We start from the raw sequence: 24008 nt of genomic DNA, 5'->3' as shown, positions 1-24008 counted from the left end.
TCGTTATTGCGGCGCTCCGCCCCTTTTCCATACAGCTTGTTAATGAATAATGAAATCATATTGATGGTAATCAGGACTCCGTTCTAAAGCCTCCTGACAGTCTTCACAAATGGCGGTGATGTGAATATCTCCGGTTGAGTCATACACAACCATTTCCTGTCTTTCTTGTTCCGTTAGTTTATGAAGACCAAGGGTTTCTGAGTGTATCGAGGCTTTATCAATGGAACCTAGTTTTATACCACAATGGTGACAATGATAATGGATAGCCATGCAATCCCTCCCTAATCTAAGATTCCTTATTAGTATGAACCTTACCGGAGGAACTTATTCAACTAGGTTAACCACTTATCTATAAGCTTGAATCTTACTATTTTCAGTTTTGCTTTATTGTATGAAAGAAATGCTAGTATCATGAACAATTACTGATTGTATTCATTCATTACTTGTAGGAATGGCTTTTCCAACCAGGCTGTGCATGCCTCAGCGCTCTTTCTTACAGCCTCCTGGGTGAAATCCATCTCATCCTTACGAAAACGTCCGAGAACATAATCAGGTACGCTTATGGTCCCTGCTACGGGGCGGTCAATGCCTATCCTAATTCGGTTAAATTGCTGGGAGCCCAGATGAGCCACTGTCGACTTAATCCCGTTATGTCCGCCTGGACTTCCTTTTTGACGAAGCCGGATCTTCCCGACAGGTAGATCAAGGTCATCATAAATAACGAGTAAGTCTTCAAGATCTATTTGATAATAATCCATGACTGCTCTAATCGATTCCCCAGATAAATTCATGTAAGTAAGTGGCTTCAACAACAAAACCTTTTCCCCTTTAAAAAAACCAACCCCATAAAGTCCTTTAAATTTGGACTGGGTGAGTGGTATCGCCAATTGGCTTGATAAGGCATCAATGACTTCAAAGCCAATATTGTGTCTTGTTTGTTCATACTGCTTTCCAGGGTTACCTAAACCAACGATTAATTTCATATTCCCCACCTCTTTCGGTTCAGCCAACCTCTTAAAGATTTTTCTAAACATGGTATGTCTCCCATAGTATAAATTAATTCATATTGTAATGCGACAAAAGACGTAACCTTAAATAGGTTACGTCTGCTTTTCTATTCTCCAATCGGAGTTGTTTCTCTTCCCTCTTCATTATCAGGATGGCCTTCTTCTTGCTGCTCACCTGCGTTAATCTCCACTTCCTGCCTTGGAGGAAGAATCGAAGCAATAACTTCCCCTTCTTCGTGATTAATGGTAAAAGAGCCTTGATAAAGAATATCAGCAACCGATAAGGTTTCCCCCACCAGTAGATTGGTTATATCCACTTCAATTTGCTGCGGAATATTATCTGGGGTAGAAGTAATCGATAGCTGGTGAACTGGCTGCTGCAGAACCCCGCCATCTTTTACTCCAGCAGCCTCGCCAACAAGGACAAGTCTAACATCGACATTGATTTTCGAGGATTTATCTACGGCTAGAAAATCAACATGAAGGATTCCCTTTTTGAAACAATCCTCTTGAAAATCAGTTAGCACTACATCCTGCTTGCTACCATCAACATCTAGGGAAATGACTCCATTTCTGCCAACAGCCCTTAACGTTTTTGTTAAATCGGCTGAACTAACAAACACTGGTTTACTATTAACTCTTGCACCATAAATAACGGCAGGGATGTTGCCATCATCTCTAATTTTCTTTAACGCGGAATGACGGAACTCCTTCCGCTCCTTTGCTTGTAAAACAGTACTCATATGTTTAGTCACCTTCCTATTTTAATGTCTATATAAAAATGCCCTAAAATAGGAAGGTCTAATCATTTTTTATGATAAGAAAGTAATTTTGACTTTGATAATTGTCCAGCTCTAGCGTCCAGAGACTAGTTACTTCTTAAAATGGACGCTTCCGCTTTTCTATTAATCAAACAAAGTGCTTACAGATTGTTCTTCGTGGACACGAATAATCGCTTCACCGATTAACGGTGCAACCGATAGGTGAATAATTTTATCAGCCTTTTTCTCTTCTGGAAGAGGAATAGAATTCGTAACGACTAATTCTTTTATTTTTGAGTTTTGTATTCTTTCAATTGCCGGTCCGCTTAAGACAGGGTGTGTACAGCATGCATACACTTCACTAGCCCCATTTTCAACCAAAGCGTTGGCTGCAAGAGTAATCGTTCCTGCCGTATCAATGATATCATCGATCAAAATGGCTACTTTTCCTTCAATGTTACCGACGATATTCATGACTTCTGCCACATTCGGTCTTGGACGGCGTTTATCGATAATCGCAATCGGTGCTTTTAAGCGCTCTGCCATTTTCCTCGCTCTTGTTACCCCACCATGATCTGGAGAAACAATCACGATGTCACCATTTAATTCCTTGTTTTTAAAGTACTCTGATAAAATCGGCACGCCCATCAAGTGGTCAATAGGAATATCAAAGAATCCTTGAATTTGTGGTGCATGCAAATCAAGACAAATCACCCTGGTTGCCCCAGCAGTCTCGAGCAGGTTTGCTACTAATTTAGCGGTAATTGGTTCACGGGCACGTGCTTTCCGATCCTGACGCGCATAGCCATAGTAAGGCATAACAATATTAATGGTTTTCGCCGACGCCCTTTTTAAGGCATCAATCATGATTAACAATTCCATAATATTGTCATTTACAGGTAAACTGGTCGATTGAATAACATAAACATCACAGCCACGGATACTTTCTTCAATATTAATTTGGATTTCTCCATCACTAAACTTTGAGACTGAGCATTTTCCGAGTTCCACTCCAATAACCTTTGCGATTTCTTGAGCAAGAGGAATATTTGAGTTTAAACTGAATACCTTTAAGTTCGGATCTAAATATTGATTTGACATGATGGCCCTCCAATTATTTTTGCTTATTTCTTTAAATTAAGCTTCTGTACGTAATTTTCCTTATTGACTTGCTGTGCACGTGCAATGGATAAAGCTTCACTTGGTACATTTTTAGTTATCGTTGAACCGGCAGCCACGTATGCGCCCTTACCAATTGAGACAGGGGCAACTAAATTTGAGTTACAGCCGATAAAGACACCATCTTCAATTTTTGTTAAGTATTTATTTTTGCCGTCGTAATTCACTGTAATTGAACCGCAGCCAATGTTTACATCACTGCCAACCTCAGCATCGCCAATATAGCTTAAATGTGATGCCTTGCTTCCTTTTCCGAAAACAGCTTTCTTGATTTCGACGAAGTTGCCAATTTTCACCTCATCATTTATCGTTGAGTCCGGTCTGATATGGGCGAATGGTCCGATATTAACATAGGCACCAATCGAGCTATCATAGGCAGCCGATTGACGAACAACGCTGTCATTACCAATTTTACATGAATCAATTTCTGTGTTTGGGCCAATTTGACAGTCAGAACCGATAATTGTTTTACCTTTTATCATCGTTCCTGGATAGATAACAGTATCCTGTCCAATTTCGACATCCGTTTCAATGTATGTGTTCAGAGGATCAATAATGGTTACCCCATTACGCATGTGGGCCTCATTCGTCCGGTTCCGCATGATGCGCTCTGCTTCTGCCAAGGCAACCCGGTCATTTACACCTAGAGTTTCTGCAAAATCAATGGTTTGGAAAGCTGTGACAACTTCACCCTGTTTTTTAAGGATTTCAATAACATCCGGTAGATAGTATTCGCCCTGAACATTGTCATTCGAAACATTCCTTAAGGCATGAAATAAAGCCTGATTGTCAAAGCAATAAGTACCTGTATTAATTTCATTTATTTTCCGTTCACCATCTGTTGCATCCTTATGCTCAACAATTTTTTCTACGAGACCGTTTTCATCTCGAATAATCCGGCCATACCCTGTTGGGTCATCTATTTTTGCTGTGAGGATTGTAGCTTTTGCCTTTAATTCTTCATGATGTTTAAAAAGGGACTCCATCGTTTCCGCCTTTATTAAAGGGGTATCACCGCAAACAACAATGGTTACGCCCTCTTTGCCATCAAGAATACTCCCTGCTTGCATGACAGCATGGGCCGTACCCAATTGCTTATCCTGCAAAGCATAAAGACTGCTGTCACCTAATTGGGCTTGCACCTTTTCAGCACCATGGCCAATAATGGTAACCATTTCCTGAATATGAAGCGATGTTATTTGATCAACAACATGCTGAACCATTGGTTTGCCGCAAACTGAGTGTAATACTTTATACAGCTTAGATTTCATCCGCGTCCCTTGCCCTGCGGCCAAAATCACAGCATAACGATTATGCATGTTCAGTCCTCCAATTTAACCTTTTTATCCATTAAAAATATTAACGTAAATGGGCTCTCTTTTCAAGGAATGAAACATAAGTGTTTTTTTTTTGTAATTTTGAATTTTTTTGAGGAGAACAGCGAAAGGGGGGTTAGAGGAGCAGTGGCTAGGTCGATCCTGTTAATTGTAAACAATAAAAAGAGCCTTACTGGAGAAGAAAGGCCCTAGTTGTTAAAATCCTTAGGAAGCTCCGGCTTCTTCAAATTCTACTTCCAATTCACCTAAACGGTGGTACTCAGCCAAAACAGCTTCTTGGATTTTACCGCGTGTTCCTGAATTGATTGGATGCGCAATGTCACGAAATTCTCCATCTGGAGTACGTTTGCTTGGCATAGCTACAAATAAACCGTTGTTACCGTCGATAACACGAATATCATGAACGACAAATTCATTATCCAATGTGATCGATGCAATCGCTCTCATGCGTCCATCCGTATTAACCCGGCGTAATCTTACGTCAGTTACTTCCATGTGCTCACACCCTTTTTGTTAGATAAAATGCTAAATAAATAAATTCAACATTTTATTCAGGAATCCTTCTTTATATTCAAAATATTTTAGAAAAATTAGGGCGAAATAGTGAACTTTTGTAAAAAATGGACATTCACTGACAACGCAGGAGTTTTGAGAACATATATTGAGATAAAAATCGTCCGTTTACTTCACAAGGGCGACAACTTCAATTTCAACCAAAGCATCTTTCGGCAAACGGGCAACCTCTACACAAGAGCGGGCTGGTTTATGTACATTGAAATATTTACCATACACTTCATTTACTGCAGCAAAATCATTCATATCTTTAATAAACACAGTTGCCTTTATAACTGTTTCAAAGGAAGCGCCCGCTTCACTAAGCACAGCTTGCAAATTTTGAAACACCTGTTGGGTCTGGACTTTAATATCTCCTGTAACCATAGTTCCTTCAGCTGTTAACGGAATTTGTCCAGAACTATAAAATAGGTTATTCACTACAATTCCTTGCGAATAAGGCCCAATAGCAGCCGGTGCTTGATTCGTTTGAATGGCTTTCATGTCAACCCCTCCATTTGTTGAGATAATTTCCCGATTCTACCTTAATCTTCTTCTCTTTCACGTCCACGTCTGACAATTGAACGAGAGATAAATATTCATCCACTAACCGTTCTTGGATTTTTTCAGCCTCTACTAACACGGCAATCCCTGCGAGATGTGAATTAAATTCCTCAAGCATACTGATCATTCCCATTACCGTTCCGCCAGCCTTCATAAAATCATCAACAATCAAAACGCGAGAATTCTGTTTCATGCTCTTTTTCGAAAGAACCATTGTTTGAATTCTTTTTGTTGAACCGGAAACATAATTGATACTTACTGTCGGCCCCTCCGTGACTTTATTATCCCTTCGGACAATTACAACAGGGACATTCAGCTGACTCGCGACCGCATAGGCAAGGGGTATCCCTTTAGTAGCAACGGTCATCACCACATCAATTTTAGCGTCGGCATAGGCGGAAGCAATGATGCGCCCGGCCTGTTGCACAACTTGTGGGTCGCCCAAAATATCAGTTAAATATAAATAGCCTCCAGGTAACAGCCTATCCGCATTGCCAATTAATTCACACAATTCATCGACAAAAGGTTTTGCCTCTTCTTGACTCACCTTAACAAAGAATTTAACACCGCCAGCAGCCCCTGGTACTGTTTGCAATGTGCCTATTCCTCTTTGTTCAAAGGTTTCCTTTACAATAGCTAAGTCTTCACTGATAGAAGACTTGGCAGACGAATAACGCTCAGCAAAAAACGTCAGTGGTACTAACTGGCGAGGATGGTCCAATAAATAATTAGTCATATCAATCAAACGTTCACTGCGGCGAAACTTCATAAACACCCTCCAAAAAACCGAATATTCTTATTTAATAATAGCATTATTGTTCGTTTTCAATCAAGTGTATGTCGTTCTCCGAGCATCCGGACAGCGAATACCTGATCACAGAATCCTCTTAGTCCATTATAGATGCGGTGCATTCTGGAATCATGCTGAACGATCCCAAAAACAGTTGGGCCGCTGCCGCTCATTAAAACGGCATCTGCTCCAAAACGCTTCATTTGCTCCTTTATTTGCGCCACTTCAGGGTGAAGGCTTAAGGTAACATCCTCTAAAACGTTCCCGACCTTCCTGCATACCTTTTGATAGTCGTGATTGTTAATAGCTCCAATCATCCCATAAATGTCAGGATGGTTCATTCCCTTTATATCAAGTCGGCGATAAACCTCTGCTGTTGATACTCCGATGAATGGTTTTGCAAGGATAACCCAGCATGTTGGCGGTGCAGGAAGTTCAGTGATGATTTCTCCTCTTCCCTTCGCCAATGCAGTGCCTCCATAAACGCAAAAAGAAACATCCGATCCGATTTCTGAGCCAAGCTCTGCTAATTCGTCTAAAGTTAAACCAAGGTCCCAGAGTTTATTTAGCCCTCTTAAGGTGGCAGCAGCATCACTGCTCCCTCCAGCAAGCCCCGCTGCAACGGGAATCGTTTTTTCAATGGCAATCATTACGCCTTTTTTAACTTGAAACCGATCTTTTAAAAGCTGTGCCGCTTGATAGGCTAAGTTTCGCTGATCATCCGGTACGTAGCGATTATGGGAGAGAATATGTATTTTATCGTGATTTAATAAGGTTAGTTCCACCCGGTCTGCCAAATCAATCGTGGTCATAATCATTTCCACCTCATGGAAGCCATCGGAACGTTTATGTAAAACATCTAATGCTAAATTTATCTTGGCCGGTGCCTTGACTAAAAGCTTCACTACGTCCACCTACTTTAGTTAATTCCAAATTCCACATTTTGTCCTATTTTACCACAAAACTATTAATGTAAGACGTGAGATATTATATATCCTAACAAATTTAATATTTTATCATTAGTTTTGTTTAGAAAAAAGCAAAATTTTGGAGATGGAGTTAAATGAAAAGGCCAGCAGGGATAGGAATCCCCAAGCTGGCCTGACTGTGGTAAAGATTTGTTTAAATTTAAAACGGTAGTGCCCTTCTTTAGGACTTAAGACTTCGGCTTCTGATTGGCCAGTTGCTCTTCCGCAAGTTCAATAGCACGCTTCACCATATTCCCTGCATCCCTTGCCCGGATGCCGCCCCATCCCTCTTTTTGAACCACATCGTAAAAGCCAAGTTCTTTTGCAAGCTCCTCTTTAAACCTTTCAGACATGATTCCTCTTCTTCTACCCATCTAAACAGCCCCTTTCTTACCACAGTATTCTTAGTATGAGGTAAAAACGGATTTTCATAATATCCAAATAAGAAAAGCGCAAGGCGCCCGCCTATCGGCGTATGGACTTGCTGAAGCTAGACAATCCTCAAAGTCAAAATTTATACTTTCTGTTTTAAGATAGCAAAAGGCAGTAAACGTTATGTTTACTGCCTGTCATTGCTTATATACTAGCTTAAAGCCACATGTCCTGCTGCATCATCATAGAATGTAATTTGAACTGTTTCTGTTAATACATCTGCGTAGCTGTAAGAAACACGTTCGAATGAATTTTCATCTTGATCTAACTCAATAACAAAAACAGATGGGTAAGTTTCCGCTAAAACACCGGAACGTTCGATTGTTTTCCTTCGTCCTCCGTTTGCTTTCAGCAACAACCTTTTCCCTAAATTTGTGTCGAGAGCCTTTTTAATATCGGCTAAGGTTTTTGGCATTCGGTCCACCTCACTATGTAAAGTATAACACGCTGACATAGTTTTGTCAAACAAAAACATAAATTATATCAGTCCGACAAAAAGATTGTCAATATTTTTTATTCTACTTTTTCATCCAAATTTCAACATTTCTAGCGTTACCATATTGGAAGGGGAATATGTATCCCACCAAAAAATAAAAAATAAGCCCTTTTTTACTAAAGGCTTATTCTTCATGTTCCTGGATTGGCCGATAAGGCATGCCAGTTCGTAACACACCTTTTGTTTCAATCCCCCCTAGCCCTTTATCTCCTGTTAGGGTATTCCGTAACACATCCCAAACGTTAATTCTCTCCATAAACGGGGTAAAGCTGATTTTTGCCACAATATAGACTGGGTCGAGGGCATGAATATTAATCCGTGATGGGGAACTGGCAAAGTTTGCTCCTGCATGAATGAGGGATTCAAAGTGCGATTGGCAGGCTCCTGCAAAGATAACCAGTTGATCTAAATGAGGAATTTTTCTCCTTGCCTCCCTGACGGTTTGAACGAAATGTTTCGAATGGCGATAGGCGTTTATATCTGTCATCTTCCCTTTCGCCTTTGAATAGGCATCATGTCCGGTGATAACAAGAATATCCGGCCGATAGTGATTAATCATTTCTCCTATCTTATTAGGCATTTCCTTTTCATTACAGTGGATGCCCAATACGGGGATGCCAATTTTTTCATATAACGTCATGCATTTTTTCAAATAAGCTGGATCCCCATCTAAATGAAGGACCTTCCCTGGTATTTGGAAATAATTGCTTGGTTTTACATATCCTCCGGTGGCTTCATACTCCTGCCTGGATTTTAATAAATCAACATCCTGTGTAAAAAGTCTTAATGACTGTTCTTCAAGTGTTCTGTATTCTTGCCTCAGCTTTACTCGTTCATTTTGGGCGATCACAACCAAATCAGAATAAGGTGCATCCGCGACAAGGCGGAAATCCTCTCCATATAGAATTGCAAATTTCTGGTCGTTTATTATTCGAATATCGATGACGCGAAATAGAATATCACAGTTATATGATGTTCTTCCGACAATATCGTTTACTTTTATATCCACTGCCGTCACTCCAGTAAGACCAGCATAAAGGCCTTTCAGTTAAAGGTTCTCTCATAGGCTATGCGAGAGGCTTTGTCTGTGTGAGAAAAGAAGGTAAGAAAAAAGACCTTTACAAAAAGGCCTTAATGGAAGTGGGGATATAATTCATCGGCTAACCGGCCAAATTCTTCTAAGGACAGGGTTTCTCCTCTTCTTGAAGGGTCAATCCCACTTTGGCTTAAGGCCGTGAGAATCTCTTCCTTCTTCTGTTTCCCATCAGGAAGTTGGCTAGTTAAATTATTAAGAAGTGTTTTTCTTCTTTGCGCAAAACATGCTTTAGTGACTTGAAAGAAGAATCCCTCATCCTTTACAGTTACAGCTGGATGCTCGCGTCTTGTCAATCTAATAACAGCAGAATCGACATTTGGCTGCGGGACAAACACCGTTTTCGGGACAATCATAACCGTCTCCGCTTCTGTGTAATATTGAACAGCAATGGAAAGTGAGCCATAGTCCTTCGTACCAGGCCTTGCTGAAATGCGGTCAGCCACCTCTTTTTGGAGCATACAAACGATGCCGCGAATGGGTAGCCGTTCCTCTAACAGTTTCATAATGATAGGGGTTGTCACGTAATAGGGTAAATTCGCTACTACCATGACATCCTCGATCCCTTTAAGTTCCTCATCCATCACTTCTTGGACGTTCGCCTCTAACACGTCTTTATGAATAATAGTTACGTTTGAATACGGTGAAAGCGTATCCTTCAAAATTGGCAATAATCTTTGATCAATCTCAAAGGCAACTACCTTTTTACTCATACGGGCAAGCTGTTCAGTGAGGGCACCAATTCCAGGTCCAATTTCAATGGCACCGGAATTCTCATTCAAATTAGCAAAGCTGACAATTTTTTTTAAAATATTTGTATCAATTAAAAAATTTTGACCAAGGCTTTTCTTAAAAGAAAAACCGTATTTCTCTAAAATAGCCCTTGTTCTCACAGGGGTTGCGATATCTTTATTCATTTAGTTCCTCCCGAATGACAACAGAAAGTGCCTCTGCAAATTCTTGTTTACTTATTTGAAACATCATTAGCCGCTTATGCAGTTGTTTACCATTTGTATAGCCAATTTTCAACAGATTGCCAAGCATGATTCTTCGCTCTTTTGCACCCTCGCCACCGATCAGGCCAGCCGTAATTAAATCTTCCTGCGTGATTTCTTCTATTATCGACTCATGCATCAGCTGAGCATCCTTCAGGGCGGCTCGAATCGCTTCAGGGCTGGCATGTTCAACACCCAGACCTCTGCCGCCTTTAGCAATCGCTTCTTCTTTTGGTATAAAGGCATGCTTACACCCAGGAACACGATTAGCAATCGTCTTTCTGATTTTTTCACCAGGAAAATCAGGGTCTGTAAAAATGATCACACCACGTATTTCCTGAGCCCTTCTTACTTTCTCAATGGTTGCATCATTCACAGCAGACCCGTTTGTTTCAATAGTATCAGCATCAACAGACCTTTTTATCGCTGTTGTATCATCTTTACCCTCAACGACAATTATTTCCTTGATTTTCATATGAAGTGGAATCCTCCGTAATAAAAATAATAAATAATGAAAATTATTTGAAAAATATTTGAAACATTTTTGTAATGTCCCTCGTCTATATTATCGTAAGCATTCATACAATTAAGTAAAAATAAATTCAGCAAAATTGAAGTATGTACCCGTTGTTAGTATATAGAAATCTACGGAAAAAGCAAAATGCAGAGGATAATCCTCTGCATTAAGAAAAAAGCAAGCTTCCTTTACGCGGCGTATGGACTGGAGTGCTTCGAATGAGTATGGGAGCGCAAGCTTTTCAGATGTTGACTTATTGTCGGAAAAGCCTGAGGTCGCCTGTGCGCCGGACCTGGGCAAATCTCAAAGTTCAATGATAAAAATTGGGTTAGTAATCTAGCTTACTGTAAAATTTTTATTTTCACCTTTTTACGGCCCCAGCGATAAGCATCCGTTTTGGACGGCATGAATAAATCAATGATATACCCTTTGATCGCTCCGCCAGTGTCAGCTGCTATAGCATAGCCATAGCCATCCACATACACCTTTGTACCAAGCGGAATGACTCTTGGGTCAACAGCAATTACTTTCATGTTCGGGTTAGACTTGAGGTTAAGTCCGGTTGCCGTTCTTCCTGAACAACCATTGCAGTATGCAGTATAGGCGGTTGCAGTCACGTAAAATTCTGTTCCCGTTTCCGCAGCACCACGAGATACCTGCACGGTCAAATCCTTCGTTCCGACAGCCACAACCTTATCCTGTTTCTCGGTAATATTCTGCTCACTAATTAATTTTCTTGATACTTCTTTACCATTTTCAAGCAGGACCTCGTACTGTTTAGATACGCGCCCATGTTTACCCATGGTAATGATTTTTTCCTTGCCTCTTTCTAAGCTTTTATCCTTTTTTGTTACCACGGCAAATTGAACAGGTTCTTCCACTACATCGGTGACTTTTTCTACTCGAATGATGTTAATAACACCATTCTCCGCTATTGTTTCTGTTAATTACGGTTCAACTCGGTCTAGTTCATTTAACTTTGTGCCCTGTTGTGTTAAAAAGTCAGCGACCGTAGCCGAAGTAGCCCAAACTTGCTGCTCTTTACCGCCGTCCACAAACGTAAGAGGAAAGGCAATTTTTATATCTATATTCATCTTGTTTTTAATTGCCGTTTGCGGTCTAGCTGAAATCTGATCCTGTTCCTTCAAGACAATTTTCTGCTCTGTCAGGAGCTCAGCCACAGTACCGGCTGTAGTCCAAATCGTTTTCTTCTCGTTGTCTTTGACAATGTGAACCTTGTTTGCTTGCTTCCAAACGACTTTAAGGTGGTCCTCCACCTTCGTATTTGCCTTTGGAGACAAGTAGTCTTGTGAGCGGGGGGATACATCCAGTTCATCCAATATTTCTTTAATGGTATCTGCATGCGTTTTTACGACCATATGCTCGTCATTAAGTGTAATTGCCACCGTATTCTTCGAGCCTTCAAAAAAAAGAACTCCCAGAATTGTTAGCAAAACAACGAAACTAGCAAAAACAATGATCAAATTCCTCCCACTCAAAGACTTAGAAAACAGGTTTTTCATGTTTTTGAATACGATGAAAAACGCCTCCTTTTCTCGGAGAGAATATTAGTACCATGCTGCCGGCTGTCATTCCTTGCATTTCCTGTGAAGGTATTTCTAATTATGCACATAACTGGTAAATTTGCAAAGAAAAACTTCTCGACACGGTTATCCTATGTTGAAAAGGAGACATGTAGAACTTTTTGTTTTCATAAAAAATTAAGACAAGCTTCCCTCCTCTTCGACAATTTCTTTTAGCATTTTATGGCGAATACTTTTTTAGCATTTCGTGTCGTTACTTCCGCTACCTCTTCAAATGTCAACCCTTTTATTTCAGCAATTTCTTCCGCAACCAGCTTTACATAACCGGGCTCATTCCGTTTTCCGCGATATGGATGCGGTGCTAAATAAGGGCAATCCGTTTCAATCAATAGTTTATCTAATGGAATTTCAGCAGCTACCTCTTTCGGTTTTTTAGCATTTTTAAAGGTTACTGGGCCGCCAAGGGAAATATAAAAGTTCATATTTACGCATTCCTTTGCCACTTCAGGGCTACCGCTAAAGCAGTGCATAATTCCCCCTACTTCCTCTGCCCCTTCTTCCTTTAATATTTCCACGATATCTGCTGTCGCCTCACGATTGTGTATGACGATTGGCAGCTTCACTTTTTTGGCCAGCTGGATTTGCTTACGAAATACCTTCTTTTGGATTTCCTTTGGAGACTTATCCCAGTGATAATCCAAACCCATTTCACCTATGGCTACTACCTTAGGGTGGGCTGATAATTCCTCAATCCATAACAGGTCCTCATCTGTCATGTCAATCGCATCAACTGGATGCCAGCCCACACAGGCATAAATAAAGTCATAGCTTTCGGCTAGTTCCATTGCCCGTTGAATCGTCGGATGATCGAAGCCGACAACGACCATATTCGTGACGCCCTCCTTTTGAGCTCTGGAAATGACTTCTTGTAAATCTTCGTTATATTGTTCATCATTTAAATGGACATGTGTGTCAAATAACATAATTTAGCTCCTAATTTCATTTTTTTCATCATGATAGCGCAAATTCCGCTAACAATTTTTCACTTAAAATGATCATTCTATTTTTCAGCAAAACCTTGCAATTAGTAGGCAAATAAAAGAAAAATAGCGAAAATTGTTACACGTGAAACAATTTTTAAAAGAAAAGCTCCAGCACCTTGATCCGGGCGATGGAGCTTGTAATGAAAGCTGTAGAAAGACTTATTTAACCTTTGAGCCATTTGGTAATGTTTGATCAACCGTTGCAAGGGAGAGCTGGCCTTCTTTTGAACCAGCCAAGATCATTCCCTGCGACAATTCACCGCGAAGCTTTACTGGTTTTAAGTTCGTAATACAAATTACTTTACGGCCCACTAATTCTTCCGGCTTATAGTACTGGGCAATCCCGGAAACGACTTGACGCTTTTCATAACCAAGATCAAGCTGAAGCTTGAGAAGCTTATCTGCTTTCTTAATCGGCTCTGCTTGAATAACTTCGGCGACACGTAAATCAATTTTCATGAACTCATCAATGCTAATTTCATCGATTGCTTCAGGCTTTTCCTCTTTCTGCTCTTCTACTGCTGGCGTCGTGGCCAAGGCCTCACCGCCTTGCATCTTTGTTTTAATGAAGGCTACTTCATCAGCAATTTCAAGTCTTGGGAAAAGTGGTGCGTCCTTTGCAACCTTTGTGTTGCTTGGAATGACGCCAAAGTTTTCAAGGCTGTCCCATGCCTTAAGCGTTTCATCCAGAATGCCCAATTGGGTAAAAATTCCATTAGGTGTGCGAGTTAAAAACGGCTGGAGAAGAATAGCGATTCTCCGTAATGATTCTGCCAAATGAACCATTACACTAGCAAGCTCCTCTTTACGTCCCTCATCCTTTGCTAACGTCCATGGTTGTGTCTCATCAATATATTTATTTGTACGGCTGACTAACTGCCAAATGGAAGTTAACGCAACTGAAAACTCCATTTTTTCCATTGCTTCCTCATATTTAGTTACCATGTCACGATTTACCTGAAGTAATGAATCGTCAAATTCGCTAACGGAACCAGAATAATCAGGAATGACACCGTTAAAATACTTTTCAATCATGGCGACTGTTCGATTAAGCAGATTTCCAAGATCATTTGCCAAGTCAAAGTTAATTCTTTCAACGAATCCTTCAGGTGTAAACACACCGTCGGAACCAAAAGGTACTTCTCTCAATAAATAATACCTTAGTGCATCAAGGCCGTAGCGGTCTATTAGTGTAACCGGGTCGACCACATTTCCTTTTGATTTGGACATTTTCCCGTCCTTCATCAACAGCCAACCATGGGCAAACACTTTCTTTGGAAGTGGTACATCAAGAGCCATTAACATAATCGGCCAATAAATCGTATGGAAACGGACAATTTCTTTCCCGACAAGATGAACATTTGCCGGCCAATAATTCAAATACTTGGAGTCATTTTCAGTTCCATAACCAAGGGCTGTAATGTAGTTGGACAAAGCATCAATCCAAACATAAATGACATGCTTCGGATCCCGCGGAACCTTGATGCCCCAGTCAAAGGTTGTCCTTGAAACCGCTAAGTCCTCAAGACCTGGTTTAATAAAGTTATTAATCATTTCATTTTTTCGAGATTCCGGCTGGATAAACTCAGGATTTTCCTCGTAGTATTTTAAGAGACGATCGACATATTTGCTCATTCTAAAAAAGTAGGATTCTTCTTTAACCCTTTCAACAGGGCGGCCACAATCTGGACAGTTACCATCCAAAAGCTGCCTATCAGTGTAAAAAGCTTCACATGGTGTACAATACCAGCCCTCATATTGATCAAGATAAATATCCCCTTGGTCAAGTAGTCTAGCAAAAATCTTTTCGACTGTCTGTTTGTGCCTTTCCTCGGTTGTCCGGATAAAATCATCATAGGAAATATCAAGCTTTTTCCAGAGTTCTTTGATTCCATCAACAATTTCATCAACGTATTGCTGCGGTGTAATCCCCGCTTCCTCCGCTTTACGCTGAATTTTTTGCCCATGCTCATCCGTACCCGTTAAATACATTACATCATAGCCGCGCATCCGCTTATAACGCGCCATTGCATCACCGGCTACTGTCGTATATGCATGTCCAATATGTAAATTACCGCTTGGATAGTATATTGGTGTGGTAAGATAAAAAGTCTTTAATTTTTCCTCCATTTGTATCCCTCCTTAATAATAGGCAATTTACAAATCCCCATTTAACCATTATTGCCTCTTTTTCCCGCTTCTATCATCAAAATATACCGAAAAATGAACTTTTGTGCAAGAAACCATTACTCATCGAATTCCAGTTTTTAAAAATTATTTCCTAATACACCCATAAAAAAATAGTAGCTTCCGAAACCTATGGACGTGAAGATTTTATAATTGTAGAATTTTGTCGAATATTCTTTTTAAAAAAGTAAATTTTCGCCATCCAGATACTACTAATAATTCGTTTTAATTGTAGGGATTTTTTGGTAATCTTTGTTAAATCAGTAGTTGGTTGCTGGCAAAAAATTTTTTGTATTTTTTAATATAAAATAATTGACGGATATGGGAATTTCTTGTATTATAAAGCTATGAAAAATTTGTCGAATAATGACGAATAAAAAATAGATAAATAATCTTTGCATTTGTGAGAGGAGATAGGAATAGAATGAAATCTACAGGTATTGTTCGTAAAGTTGATGAATTAGGTCGTGTGGTTATTCCGATTGAATTAAGACGTACACTAGGAATTGCTGAAAAGGATGCACTTGAAATTTACGTGGATGATGAACGCATTATCTTAAAAAAATACAAGCCAAATATGACTTGCCAAGTTACAGGTGAAGTATCTGATGATAACATGGCTCTTGCTGGCGGCAAATTAATTTTAAGCCGTGAAGGTGCAGAACTGTTAATAAAAGAGATCCAAAGCAACATTGAATTAGCTAAATAATAAAAAAAAGCGCACTCGTACTTTTTCAAAGTTCAATGATTTTAAGTCTGATAGTAAGAAATAATCCAGCACTTTTAAGTGCTGGATTATTTCTTACTATTCATTTTCGACATGATAGGCCTGGTATACCTCTCTTTTATTGAGGCCTCTGTCTTTTGCTGTTAGTTTAATGGCTTCTTTAGAAGTAATCTTTTGATCAGAGATATAGTGATTTACATGCTCCTCAAGTGATAAATGATTCCACCAGCTAGGCTCTTCCTCCTGCTTCTCATTCGTTCCTTCGATAATGATACAAAACTCACCGCGAATTTCATCCTGATGAGCCCAGACCATTACTTCTTCAATGGTTCCTCTAATAAATTCCTCATATTTTTTCGTTAACTCTCTGCATAAAGCAATCTTTCTATTTCCGAGAACATCTTGCATGACTGCCAATGTTTCCTTAAGGCGATGTGGAGACTCATAAAAGATGATGGTCGCCGTTTTCCACTTTAAAGCCTCTAACTCCGCCCGTTTATCCTTTTTGCTGCGATTTAAAAACCCATAAAAATAAAAGGGCTGACAGGCCAAGCCTGAGGCAATTAATGAGGTAAGGGCCGCATTTGCCCCAGGCAGTGGTACAACGGGTACTTTTTCTTCAATTGCAGCAACCACAAGCTCATAGCCCGGATCAGAGATGGCTGGCATGCCTGCATCGCTAACAAGGGCAACCTTAAAGCCATCCTTCACCTTATGAATAAGTTTCTCCCCGCTTGATTCCTTATTGTGCTCATGATAGCTGACGATAGGGGTTTCAATTTCAAAGTAATTACATAGCTTTTTCGTATTCCGTGTATCTTCTGCGGCAATCAGGTCCGCCTCTTTTAAGATTCTAATTGCCCGAAAGCTTATATCCTCCAGATTTCCAATCGGCGTGGGAACGAGGTAAAGAATTCCTTTATGGTCTTCGTTCTCAAAGCTTTTCTGCTGCCACATCTTCATCACCCGTTTCACTTAATAAAAACTCAAGCTTTTTCTTCCGTGGTAAACTCTTAAAATGGTATTCCGCCCTTAAGGCGTCACTTTTATTTTCATAGCCTTTATAGTAGGTCAGCTTGACCGGTCCCCGCCCTCTTGTGTATTTTGCCCCTTTCCCCTCATTATGCATCCTAATTCGACGTTCCAGATTATTGGTATAGCCGCCATAAAGACTGTCATCTGCACAGGTTAATACATAAAAGTAGTGATCGCTATTCTCCATATAAAATCGCTCTTATTTCTTTTGTATATTCATCGTTATCATTATACACAATGATTGGCGGAAGAATCTTAAGATCCGGGCTGCCATCCTTTATCGCTTCAATTAATAGCGTATTTGCTTCCTTGCCTTTTTTCGGGTAAACAAATTGTACCCGCTTTGGCTCAAGTCTATATTGGCGCATCAAGGTGATGATATCCAAAAACCTGCCCGGGCGGTGGACAAATGCCACCTTCCCGCCTTGTCTGACAAGGTCACTTGAAGCTTTGATAGCGTCTTCCAAGGTACAAAGAATTTCATGGCGAGCAATCGCCAGATGTTCATTTGGGTTGACTTCTCCCGTTGACGGTGTCGTAAAATAGGGCGGATTGCAGGTTACGACATCGAACTTTCCATAGCCTAACCGCTGAGCCGTGTCCTTAATATCACCATGAATCATCTGGAGGCGATTTTGCAGACCATTATACTGGATGCTTCTAACCGCCATATCATAAAGGCGCTCCTGTATTTCGACACCAGTAATGTGTCCTTTTGTCCTTGCGCTTAAAAATAAAGGAATCACGCCATTCCCGCTGCAAAGGTCCAGTAAGTTCCCTTTCTGAATGGGAACATAAACAAACCTTGCCAAGAGAACAGCATCAAGAGAAAAGGCAAAAACAGAAGGACTCTGAATAATCCTTAAATTTTCAGCAAGTAAATAATCCAACCGTTCATCTTCCTTCAAATTGACCACATAAATTCATCCTATCTTCTTATGTATGGAAAAGGGGCGGAGCGTCGAAAAACGATTCAATTTATCCGATCTAAGTGAAAAATAAACAAGTTTCACTCCGAATTAGATTAAACTAAAGCTCTGCTCACACCACCTAATTATGTTAGGTTAATGCTTTAAATTAATGCATTTCCAAAGTTAGTAACGGCTGGAAACGCTGTTTGCGGTTTGTAAGAAAAGAGAGGCTGATTTTCTCAGCCTCCTCTAGGTTATTTCTTATTAAGAAAAGAAAGACAAAATAAACAGTCGCCTTCCTTCCGCAAGCTCCCGAAATGAAGATTGCAAATATGAAACCCTTCTTGATAAAGACGGGCGAGGTTATCATATCCTTCCCCTACATCAAACGGCTTTATTCCAGGAGACTCAGCAAGGGTTGTACCCTTTTTATTAGCTGTTTCTTTCTTTCCTTCTCCTGTGGTTACATCTAAACGGCGCCTTAGATGCTCATTCTCAAGTTTTAAATAATGATTTTCTTCTAATATTTCGGCTAAATGCTGCTTTAATTCTCCAAGCTGCTGGTATAGACTGCCAATTTGTGTTTCCATATTACTTACCGACTCAAATATTTCTTTTTTATCCACGTCTTCCACCTCATTAATCTGTGGATTGTATAGAAAAGGCACCTACTTTAATGATTTCATCTAATGTATACTCCAGAACCCGTTCTTGTTCCTTTAGTTCCACTTGAAGTACCCGTTCTAATATATTTAATCCTACTACTTTCCCAGCACCCTGCGGTGTTTCAATGATTTCCCCTATATCCGGCAGAGCCTCTTTCGCAGATTCATATTCATCATTTTCATATTTTAAACAACACATCAGTCTGCCACATAAACCAGATATTTTGGTAGGATTTAAAGATAAATTTTGATCCTTCGCCATCTTAATGGAAACAGGGTCAAAATCCCCTAAAAAAGTAGAACAGCACAGCATTCGGCCACATGGGCCGATACCGCCAAGCATCTTGGCTTCATCGCGGACACCTATCTGGCGTAATTCAATCCGTGTCCGAAAAATTGCTGCTAAATCTTTCACAAGCTCACGGAAATCAACTCTTCCATCTGCGGTAAAGTAGAAAATGATCTTGTTTCGATCAAATGTATATTCAACATCAACCAGCTTCATATCCAATTGATGCTCAGTCACTTTTTCATTACAAACCTCATATGCTTCCTGCGCAGCTTGCTTATTTTCCTCAACAATCATACGGTCCTTTTGGTCCGCAAGTCTGACCACTTTTTTTAATGGAAGGACAACATCATGCTCCTCAACCTGTTTACGGGCAATTACCGCCCTACCATATTCCACTCCGCGGACTGTTTCAACAATCACGAAGTCATCCTTTTCAAATGAGAGGTCTCCAGGGTCAAAATAATAGATTTTTCCCGCTTTTTTAAAGCGTACTCCTACAACATCATACAAATGAAGATCCCTCCTGCAATTTTAACACAAGTTGTTCCATCATCAGCTGAGGATTCATATTCTTCTCGAGCTTCCGTTTTGCTCCAAGAATAGCTGACATTTGAATCGATAAGCGCCGTACAGAAGTTTTTAATGCGAATTGTTTTAACCGTTCATTTTCTCCTTTAAAAACAATTTGCTCCTGCTTATCTAAATGTATATATAATAAATCCTTAAAAATAAGAAGTAAAAGATCTAAACCACGATGAATCTGTTCTTTCTCTTTAAAATGTTGAAACCATTCACTTTGAAGTGTTACCAGTGCCTCCAAAGAATTTTTCTCCAACACCTCATATAATTTTAACACTATTTTTTGAGCTTGTGCAAACCATTCATCGACATTTAATTTCAGTGCCTCATCGAGATTATTAGTTAGCTGAGCAAGTAATGGAGCCTTTACTGATTCAACGCCGTTTTCCACTAGCTGTTTAATCATAGCTTGAGGCGATAATGGATGAAATGCTAAAATTTGGCACCTCGATAAAATAGTAGGCAACATTTGCTGCGGCTGTTCGGTTAATAAAAAAGCCACCGTTTCTGCACTCGGTTCCTCAAGAAACTTAAGCAAACTATTGGAGGCACTCACACTCATTTTATCTGCACCGGATATCAGGTAAACTTTTTTTAACGATTCTACTCCCTTTTTCGAAAACTCAGCTTGTAGGTTTCTTATTTGGTCTACTTTGATTGATAACCCATCCGGTTCAACAATATGAACATCAGGATGATTTCCGCTATTAACGCGGCGGCAATTATGACAATCCTCACAAGGTTTAAAGCCATCAATAATCGATTCACAAAAAAGAGCCTTCGTGAGTAATAATCCTATCTCCCTTTTCCCTGTCCCTCTCATGCCTTCAAAAAGGTATGCATGGGCTACTCGATTTTTCACTATGCTGTTTTTTATCATTCGGAGTATGGCTGGCTGCAATTCTTCTAGTTGATCCCATGTTTTTACCAAGCTAATCACTCGCTTACTTTATAAAATAAACCGACAGGTACATTAAAATTGCAAGTATTGCTCGATAGGAAGGACGAAAACTGTTGCCCCGCCAACCTCAACTTCAACAGGATATGGTACATAGGCGTCTGCATTCCCCCCCATTGGAGAAACCGGTGAAACCAGCTGATCCCTAGACCTGCAGTTATCCTTAATAATTTGAAGAGCTCGATCAACGCGAATATCCTCAGTTCCAATCATAAAGGTGGTGTTCCCCGATTTCAAAAACCCACCTGTACTCGCTAATTTTGTCGCCCTAAAATTATTCTCTACTAACGCCTTTGATAAACGATTACTATCCTGATCTTGAACAACTGCTATGATGAGTTTCATCAAACCACCCACTCTCCAATTTTCCGACTCTAGTTACCTCTTCCTATATTATAACAGGTTATCGCCCTTCTTACATTTGTAATAGGACTGAAAGACTTATTAATTTCATATAATACGTTTCTTACTATTAAGAAAAGCGGAAGCTTCCTTTGCGCGGCGTATGGTCTGGTGCGTTTCGAGTTAGTATTGGAAACACGGTGAGCGTTAGGTGAACCGAAGTTCACTTATCGTAGGGAGAAGCGCCAGTACATTAGCCGCTGGGAGCTGGGGCTGGACAGTTCTCGAAGTCAAAATTTTATACTTTCATATCTTTCAAAAAAAAAGCCTTACAGTGAAGGCTTTTTATCCGCTAAATTGGCTTCGACAAGCTCGATGGTTTGCTTAAATACCTCAGCCACCGAACCTGAAGCATCGATAGCAACGATTCTAGTTGGAAAACGTTCCATCAATTGCTGATACCCTTGTCTAACCTTGTGATGGAATTCAAGATTTTCTAAATCCAGCCGGTTAATCTCTCTTCCTTTATTTTTGTTAATCCGCTTTAATCCTAACTCTGGTTCAATATCAAAATAGATGGTTAACTCGGGCATCATTTTTTCAATAGCAAATTGATTAATCTTCCATACCTCATCTATTCCCAATCCTCGTGCATAGCCCTGATAGGCAAGCGAGCTGTCAACAAATCGGTCGCAGAGAACGACTTTTCCCGCTGCTAACGCAGGCTTCACTTTTTCCATCAAATGCTGTCTTCGTGCTGCAGCATAGAGTAATGCTTCCGTTCGTGGATCCATTGCCGTGTTCTCTTTAGCCAATATTACTCTTCTTATTTGCTCGGCGATATCAATGCCGCCTGGCTCCCTAGTGACTAGGACGTTAGTAAGCCGATCAGCCACCATGTTGATTATGGTCGTCTTTCCCGCACCATCCGGCCCTTCAAAAGTGATAAATGTTCCGTTCTTCATCGAAATAAAACCTCCAACTGTTTCTACTTAAGATGTACTAAAAACCTTTAGTAAGCCATTTTTTAACGAGGAGCCCCCTTGAAACCTTGCTCCGGATTCAATGAATTGATTTAGCAGATGGAGCTTGTCTAATGTTATGGTTTCACCCCTTAAAAGCAGTGGAATTCCTGGTGGGTAGGGGATAATCGTTTCCGCACAAACCTGGTCTAATGCACCTGCAATTAGGACTGATTTCTCGGTAAACCTATCCATTTCTTTAAAGGGAATAGCTAACTCAGATATTTTTTGATTGTCAATATGAAATTCTTCCTTCAATTCCTGAATAGGGAAACCTAGAAGAGCCTTGTTTATTTTGGCAGCAGCTTCTTCAAAGGGGTAACTCTGCCCCTCTTTTAATAAGGGAAGAATCAAAAGCACATTATATGGATCTGCCAATTCTGGATAGATGGATACCTCTTCCAATCTATTTTGCAGATCAAAGCCACTTAATCCACATCTAGATTGAATAGTAATTTTCAAAGGATCTCCTTGATTATTTGGAAAATCTAACACTTTAATAGTTGGAATTTTACTTAATTCCTCCCTAAAGCGCCTGGTTTTAGTCAAAAAAAAGGATAAATCCCCACTGTCATATGTAGCTAAGTAATTCCTTGCTATGTCCAATGACGCCATAATGGGATAAGAAGGGCTGCTGGATTGAAGCATTCCTAGAAATTCCTTTACCCTATTTACATTAATTAACTCGCTGTTAACATGTAAAAAAGAGCCCATTGTCATCGCCGGGAGTGTCTTATGGGCGGACTGAACAACGATATCTGCGCCCATTTGGGTGGCTGAAGCTGGAAAAGGATCACCGACAATAAAATGCGGTCCATGTGCCTCATCAATTAGTACTGGGATATGACGAAGATGAGCCTCCTTAATGATACCTTTTAAATCATAAACCATTCCATAGTAGTTAGGATAGGTCAAAATAATAGCTTTTGCATCCGGATAAAGGAAAAGCGCTTCCTTGACTGTTTCAATGTTGATGCCTCCGGCTACTTTCCAATCCTGATTATATCCCGGCTCTATAAAAACAGGTTTTGCTTTAGCTAATCTAAGGGCATTTAAGACTGATTTATGACAATTCCTTTGAACAAGGACAATATTATTTTCCTCACAGGTCGCCATGATCATGGCCAGGTTTCCTATAGTTGAACCATTGACAAGAAAAAAACTATTATTAGATTGAAATAATTGTTCTAAAAGCCTTTCAGCTTTCAATATTGCCCCGTTGGGTGAATGCAAATCATCTAAACCTGTTAGCTCCGTTGCATCAATTTGTAAAATTTGCTTGAAATAAGTATTTGCTTGAGGCTGATTTATTGAGCCATTTTTATGTCCAGGAACATGAAAGGAAATTGGATTCTTGTTTACATGTTCCATTAAAGCTTGATATAAGGGTGTTTCCAATTGAGTATTCATTTTCGATACTTCCTTCTAAGAGTCTTATTAATTTTAAATGAAATCCCCTATCATAGCAAAAAAATAAAGCCCATTATGGGCTTTGTTACGAAAAAATTTCTGGGGTTGTAATTTTTTTCAGCTGTTTCAGGAAGTATTTATATTTTGGATTGTTTGTATCTGTTTGAATTAAATCATTTTCACATTCTGTACAAATAAAAGAAGTATATAGATGTATGCCTTTCGGTTTTAAATTTTCACAAATAACGCACGTTTCTTCATAATGATTATGGGCTAAAAATGAACTCAATTCCTCCACCTCCATACACCCATTCTGCCCTCAAACTCCAATTTGTATACAATTTTTCGAATACTCTTTCCCAATCCCATCCTGTAATATATTATGTTGCAGTTAGCTATTGGTTGTATGTCTATAAGTGAATTCTTTCAAAACAATTCGTACTTTTTTTGTTTTGTAATATTTTCTTACAGCAAAAAAGAAAAAAAGGACAATCCTCTCGGATTGTCCTTTACACATGCCTGGCAACGTCCTACTCTCACAGGGGCGCCTGCCCCAACTACCATCGGCGCTGAGAAGCTTAACTTCCGTGTTCGGTATGGGA

At 39.9% G+C, this 24008-nt stretch carries 27 protein-coding genes, 1 rRNA gene and 1 pseudogene; 1 reads left to right on the top strand and 28 read right to left on the bottom strand.

Translation table 11 applies throughout. The annotated features are described in order from the left end of the window. Nucleotides 1-39: 39 nt before the first annotated feature. From M5A78_RS21700 to metG, 17 genes and pseudogenes are all read right to left on the bottom strand, one after another. Nucleotides 40-270 carry an anti-sigma-F factor Fin family protein gene (locus M5A78_RS21700; protein ID WP_248737366.1) on the bottom strand — a complete coding sequence of 77 codons (231 nt, stop codon included), beginning with the start codon at nucleotides 268-270 and terminating at the stop codon, nucleotides 40-42. Nucleotides 271-419: 149 nt separating this feature from the next. Continuing rightward, nucleotides 420-983 carry an aminoacyl-tRNA hydrolase gene (gene pth / locus M5A78_RS21695; protein ID WP_248737390.1) on the bottom strand — a complete coding sequence of 188 codons (564 nt, stop codon included), beginning with the start codon at nucleotides 981-983 and terminating at the stop codon, nucleotides 420-422. 131 nt (nucleotides 984-1114) lie between these two features. Further along, a complete protein-coding gene (locus tag M5A78_RS21690; protein WP_248737365.1) occupies nucleotides 1115-1750 on the bottom strand; it encodes a 50S ribosomal protein L25/general stress protein Ctc in 636 nt (211 codons plus the stop codon). 162 nt (nucleotides 1751-1912) lie between these two features. Then, complete coding sequence (locus M5A78_RS21685; protein ID WP_248737364.1) at nucleotides 1913-2869, bottom strand: ribose-phosphate diphosphokinase; 957 nt, start codon at nucleotides 2867-2869, stop codon at nucleotides 1913-1915. Nucleotides 2870-2892: 23 nt separating this feature from the next. Continuing rightward, the gene (gene glmU, locus M5A78_RS21680) at nucleotides 2893-4266 is read right to left on the bottom strand and encodes a bifunctional UDP-N-acetylglucosamine diphosphorylase/glucosamine-1-phosphate N-acetyltransferase GlmU (protein ID WP_248737363.1); all 1374 of its coding nucleotides are present in this window, start codon (nucleotides 4264-4266) and stop codon (nucleotides 2893-2895) included. Nucleotides 4267-4488: 222 nt separating this feature from the next. Continuing rightward, nucleotides 4489-4779 (bottom strand): septation regulator SpoVG, encoded by a 291-nt coding sequence (gene spoVG, locus M5A78_RS21675; protein ID WP_003347151.1) that lies wholly within the window; start codon nucleotides 4777-4779, stop codon nucleotides 4489-4491. A 186-nt stretch (nucleotides 4780-4965) separates the two neighbouring features. Next, a complete protein-coding gene (gene ridA, locus M5A78_RS21670) occupies nucleotides 4966-5340 on the bottom strand; it encodes a 2-iminobutanoate/2-iminopropanoate deaminase (RefSeq protein WP_248737362.1) in 375 nt (124 codons plus the stop codon). Nucleotide 5341: 1 nt separating this feature from the next. Continuing rightward, nucleotides 5342-6169, bottom strand: coding sequence for a pur operon repressor (gene purR, locus M5A78_RS21665; protein ID WP_248737361.1), 828 nt, complete (start codon nucleotides 6167-6169; stop codon nucleotides 5342-5344). 56 nt (nucleotides 6170-6225) lie between these two features. Further along, nucleotides 6226-7095: a 4-(cytidine 5'-diphospho)-2-C-methyl-D-erythritol kinase gene (gene ispE / locus M5A78_RS21660; protein ID WP_248737360.1), complete on the bottom strand. Its 870-nt coding sequence runs from the start codon at nucleotides 7093-7095 to the stop codon at nucleotides 6226-6228. Between the two features lie 251 nt (nucleotides 7096-7346). Next, a complete protein-coding gene (locus M5A78_RS21655; RefSeq protein WP_248737359.1) occupies nucleotides 7347-7532 on the bottom strand; it encodes a small, acid-soluble spore protein, alpha/beta type in 186 nt (61 codons plus the stop codon). Nucleotides 7533-7741: 209 nt separating this feature from the next. After that, the gene (veg, locus tag M5A78_RS21650) at nucleotides 7742-8005 is read right to left on the bottom strand and encodes a biofilm formation stimulator Veg (protein ID WP_007084178.1); all 264 of its coding nucleotides are present in this window, start codon (nucleotides 8003-8005) and stop codon (nucleotides 7742-7744) included. Nucleotides 8006-8210: 205 nt separating this feature from the next. Next, nucleotides 8211-9104, bottom strand: a complete 894-nt coding sequence (gene yabG / locus M5A78_RS21645) for a sporulation peptidase YabG (protein WP_406603736.1) — start codon at nucleotides 9102-9104, stop codon at nucleotides 8211-8213. A gap of 113 nt (nucleotides 9105-9217) precedes the next feature. Beyond that, on the bottom strand, nucleotides 9218-10096 hold the full coding sequence (rsmA, locus tag M5A78_RS21640) for a 16S rRNA (adenine(1518)-N(6)/adenine(1519)-N(6))-dimethyltransferase RsmA (RefSeq protein WP_248737357.1): 879 nt from the start codon (nucleotides 10094-10096) through the stop codon (nucleotides 9218-9220). Then, nucleotides 10089-10649 carry a ribonuclease M5 gene (gene rnmV, locus M5A78_RS21635; RefSeq protein ID WP_248737356.1) on the bottom strand — a complete coding sequence of 187 codons (561 nt, stop codon included), beginning with the start codon at nucleotides 10647-10649 and terminating at the stop codon, nucleotides 10089-10091. The genes rsmA and rnmV overlap by 8 nt, the downstream gene beginning before the upstream one ends. A gap of 383 nt (nucleotides 10650-11032) precedes the next feature. Then, nucleotides 11033-12214: pseudogene (locus tag M5A78_RS25040) on the bottom strand (ubiquitin-like domain-containing protein). Nucleotides 12215-12447: 233 nt separating this feature from the next. Beyond that, the gene (locus M5A78_RS21620) at nucleotides 12448-13218 is read right to left on the bottom strand and encodes a TatD family hydrolase (RefSeq protein WP_248737354.1); all 771 of its coding nucleotides are present in this window, start codon (nucleotides 13216-13218) and stop codon (nucleotides 12448-12450) included. A 219-nt stretch (nucleotides 13219-13437) separates the two neighbouring features. Next, entirely contained in the window at nucleotides 13438-15408 is a 1971-nt protein-coding gene (gene metG / locus M5A78_RS21615) for a methionine--tRNA ligase (RefSeq protein WP_248737353.1), read from the bottom strand. Between the two features lie 481 nt (nucleotides 15409-15889). On the opposite strand from metG, the gene M5A78_RS21610 reads away from it, so the two are divergent. Continuing rightward, nucleotides 15890-16174, top strand: coding sequence for an AbrB/MazE/SpoVT family DNA-binding domain-containing protein (locus tag M5A78_RS21610; protein WP_248737352.1), 285 nt, complete (start codon nucleotides 15890-15892; stop codon nucleotides 16172-16174). A 96-nt stretch (nucleotides 16175-16270) separates the two neighbouring features. Here the strand turns inward: M5A78_RS21610 and rsmI are convergent, their stop codons facing one another. The 11 genes from rsmI to rrf all read right to left on the bottom strand — a co-directional run. Beyond that, on the bottom strand, nucleotides 16271-17149 hold the full coding sequence (gene rsmI / locus M5A78_RS21605) for a 16S rRNA (cytidine(1402)-2'-O)-methyltransferase (protein ID WP_248737351.1): 879 nt from the start codon (nucleotides 17147-17149) through the stop codon (nucleotides 16271-16273). After that, on the bottom strand, nucleotides 17127-17414 hold the full coding sequence (locus M5A78_RS21600) for a GIY-YIG nuclease family protein (RefSeq protein WP_248737350.1): 288 nt from the start codon (nucleotides 17412-17414) through the stop codon (nucleotides 17127-17129). The genes rsmI and M5A78_RS21600 overlap by 23 nt, the downstream gene beginning before the upstream one ends. Then, nucleotides 17404-18144 (bottom strand): tRNA1(Val) (adenine(37)-N6)-methyltransferase, encoded by a 741-nt coding sequence (locus tag M5A78_RS21595; protein WP_248737349.1) that lies wholly within the window; start codon nucleotides 18142-18144, stop codon nucleotides 17404-17406. Before M5A78_RS21595 ends, M5A78_RS21600 begins: the two co-directional genes overlap by 11 nt. Before the next feature lie 248 nt (nucleotides 18145-18392). Continuing rightward, nucleotides 18393-18764, bottom strand: coding sequence for a DNA replication initiation control protein YabA (gene yabA / locus M5A78_RS21590; RefSeq protein ID WP_248737348.1), 372 nt, complete (start codon nucleotides 18762-18764; stop codon nucleotides 18393-18395). A gap of 13 nt (nucleotides 18765-18777) precedes the next feature. Further along, nucleotides 18778-19605: a PSP1 domain-containing protein gene (locus tag M5A78_RS21585; RefSeq protein WP_248737347.1), complete on the bottom strand. Its 828-nt coding sequence runs from the start codon at nucleotides 19603-19605 to the stop codon at nucleotides 18778-18780. Further along, nucleotides 19598-20605 (bottom strand): DNA polymerase III subunit delta', encoded by a 1008-nt coding sequence (gene holB / locus M5A78_RS21580; protein ID WP_248737346.1) that lies wholly within the window; start codon nucleotides 20603-20605, stop codon nucleotides 19598-19600. Before holB ends, M5A78_RS21585 begins: the two co-directional genes overlap by 8 nt. A 42-nt stretch (nucleotides 20606-20647) precedes the next feature. Continuing rightward, nucleotides 20648-20977: a cyclic-di-AMP receptor gene (locus tag M5A78_RS21575; protein ID WP_248737345.1), complete on the bottom strand. Its 330-nt coding sequence runs from the start codon at nucleotides 20975-20977 to the stop codon at nucleotides 20648-20650. A gap of 326 nt (nucleotides 20978-21303) precedes the next feature. After that, the gene (gene tmk / locus M5A78_RS21570; RefSeq protein WP_248737344.1) at nucleotides 21304-21939 is read right to left on the bottom strand and encodes a dTMP kinase; all 636 of its coding nucleotides are present in this window, start codon (nucleotides 21937-21939) and stop codon (nucleotides 21304-21306) included. A gap of 27 nt (nucleotides 21940-21966) precedes the next feature. Then, nucleotides 21967-23406: an aminotransferase class I/II-fold pyridoxal phosphate-dependent enzyme gene (locus M5A78_RS21565; RefSeq protein WP_248737343.1), complete on the bottom strand. Its 1440-nt coding sequence runs from the start codon at nucleotides 23404-23406 to the stop codon at nucleotides 21967-21969. Nucleotides 23407-23491: 85 nt separating this feature from the next. After that, nucleotides 23492-23695: a sigma factor G inhibitor Gin gene (locus tag M5A78_RS21560; protein ID WP_396954604.1), complete on the bottom strand. Its 204-nt coding sequence runs from the start codon at nucleotides 23693-23695 to the stop codon at nucleotides 23492-23494. Between the two features lie 228 nt (nucleotides 23696-23923). Beyond that, nucleotides 23924-24008: ribosomal RNA gene (gene rrf, locus M5A78_RS21555) — 5S ribosomal RNA — on the bottom strand; the annotation flags it as partial.

The sequence above is a fragment of the Neobacillus rhizosphaerae genome, assembly GCF_937468385.1.
GTDB classification, from domain to species: Bacteria; Bacillota; Bacilli; order Bacillales; family Cytobacillaceae; genus Neobacillus; species Neobacillus rhizosphaerae.
This window is presented reverse-complemented; position numbering and strand designations above follow the sequence as displayed.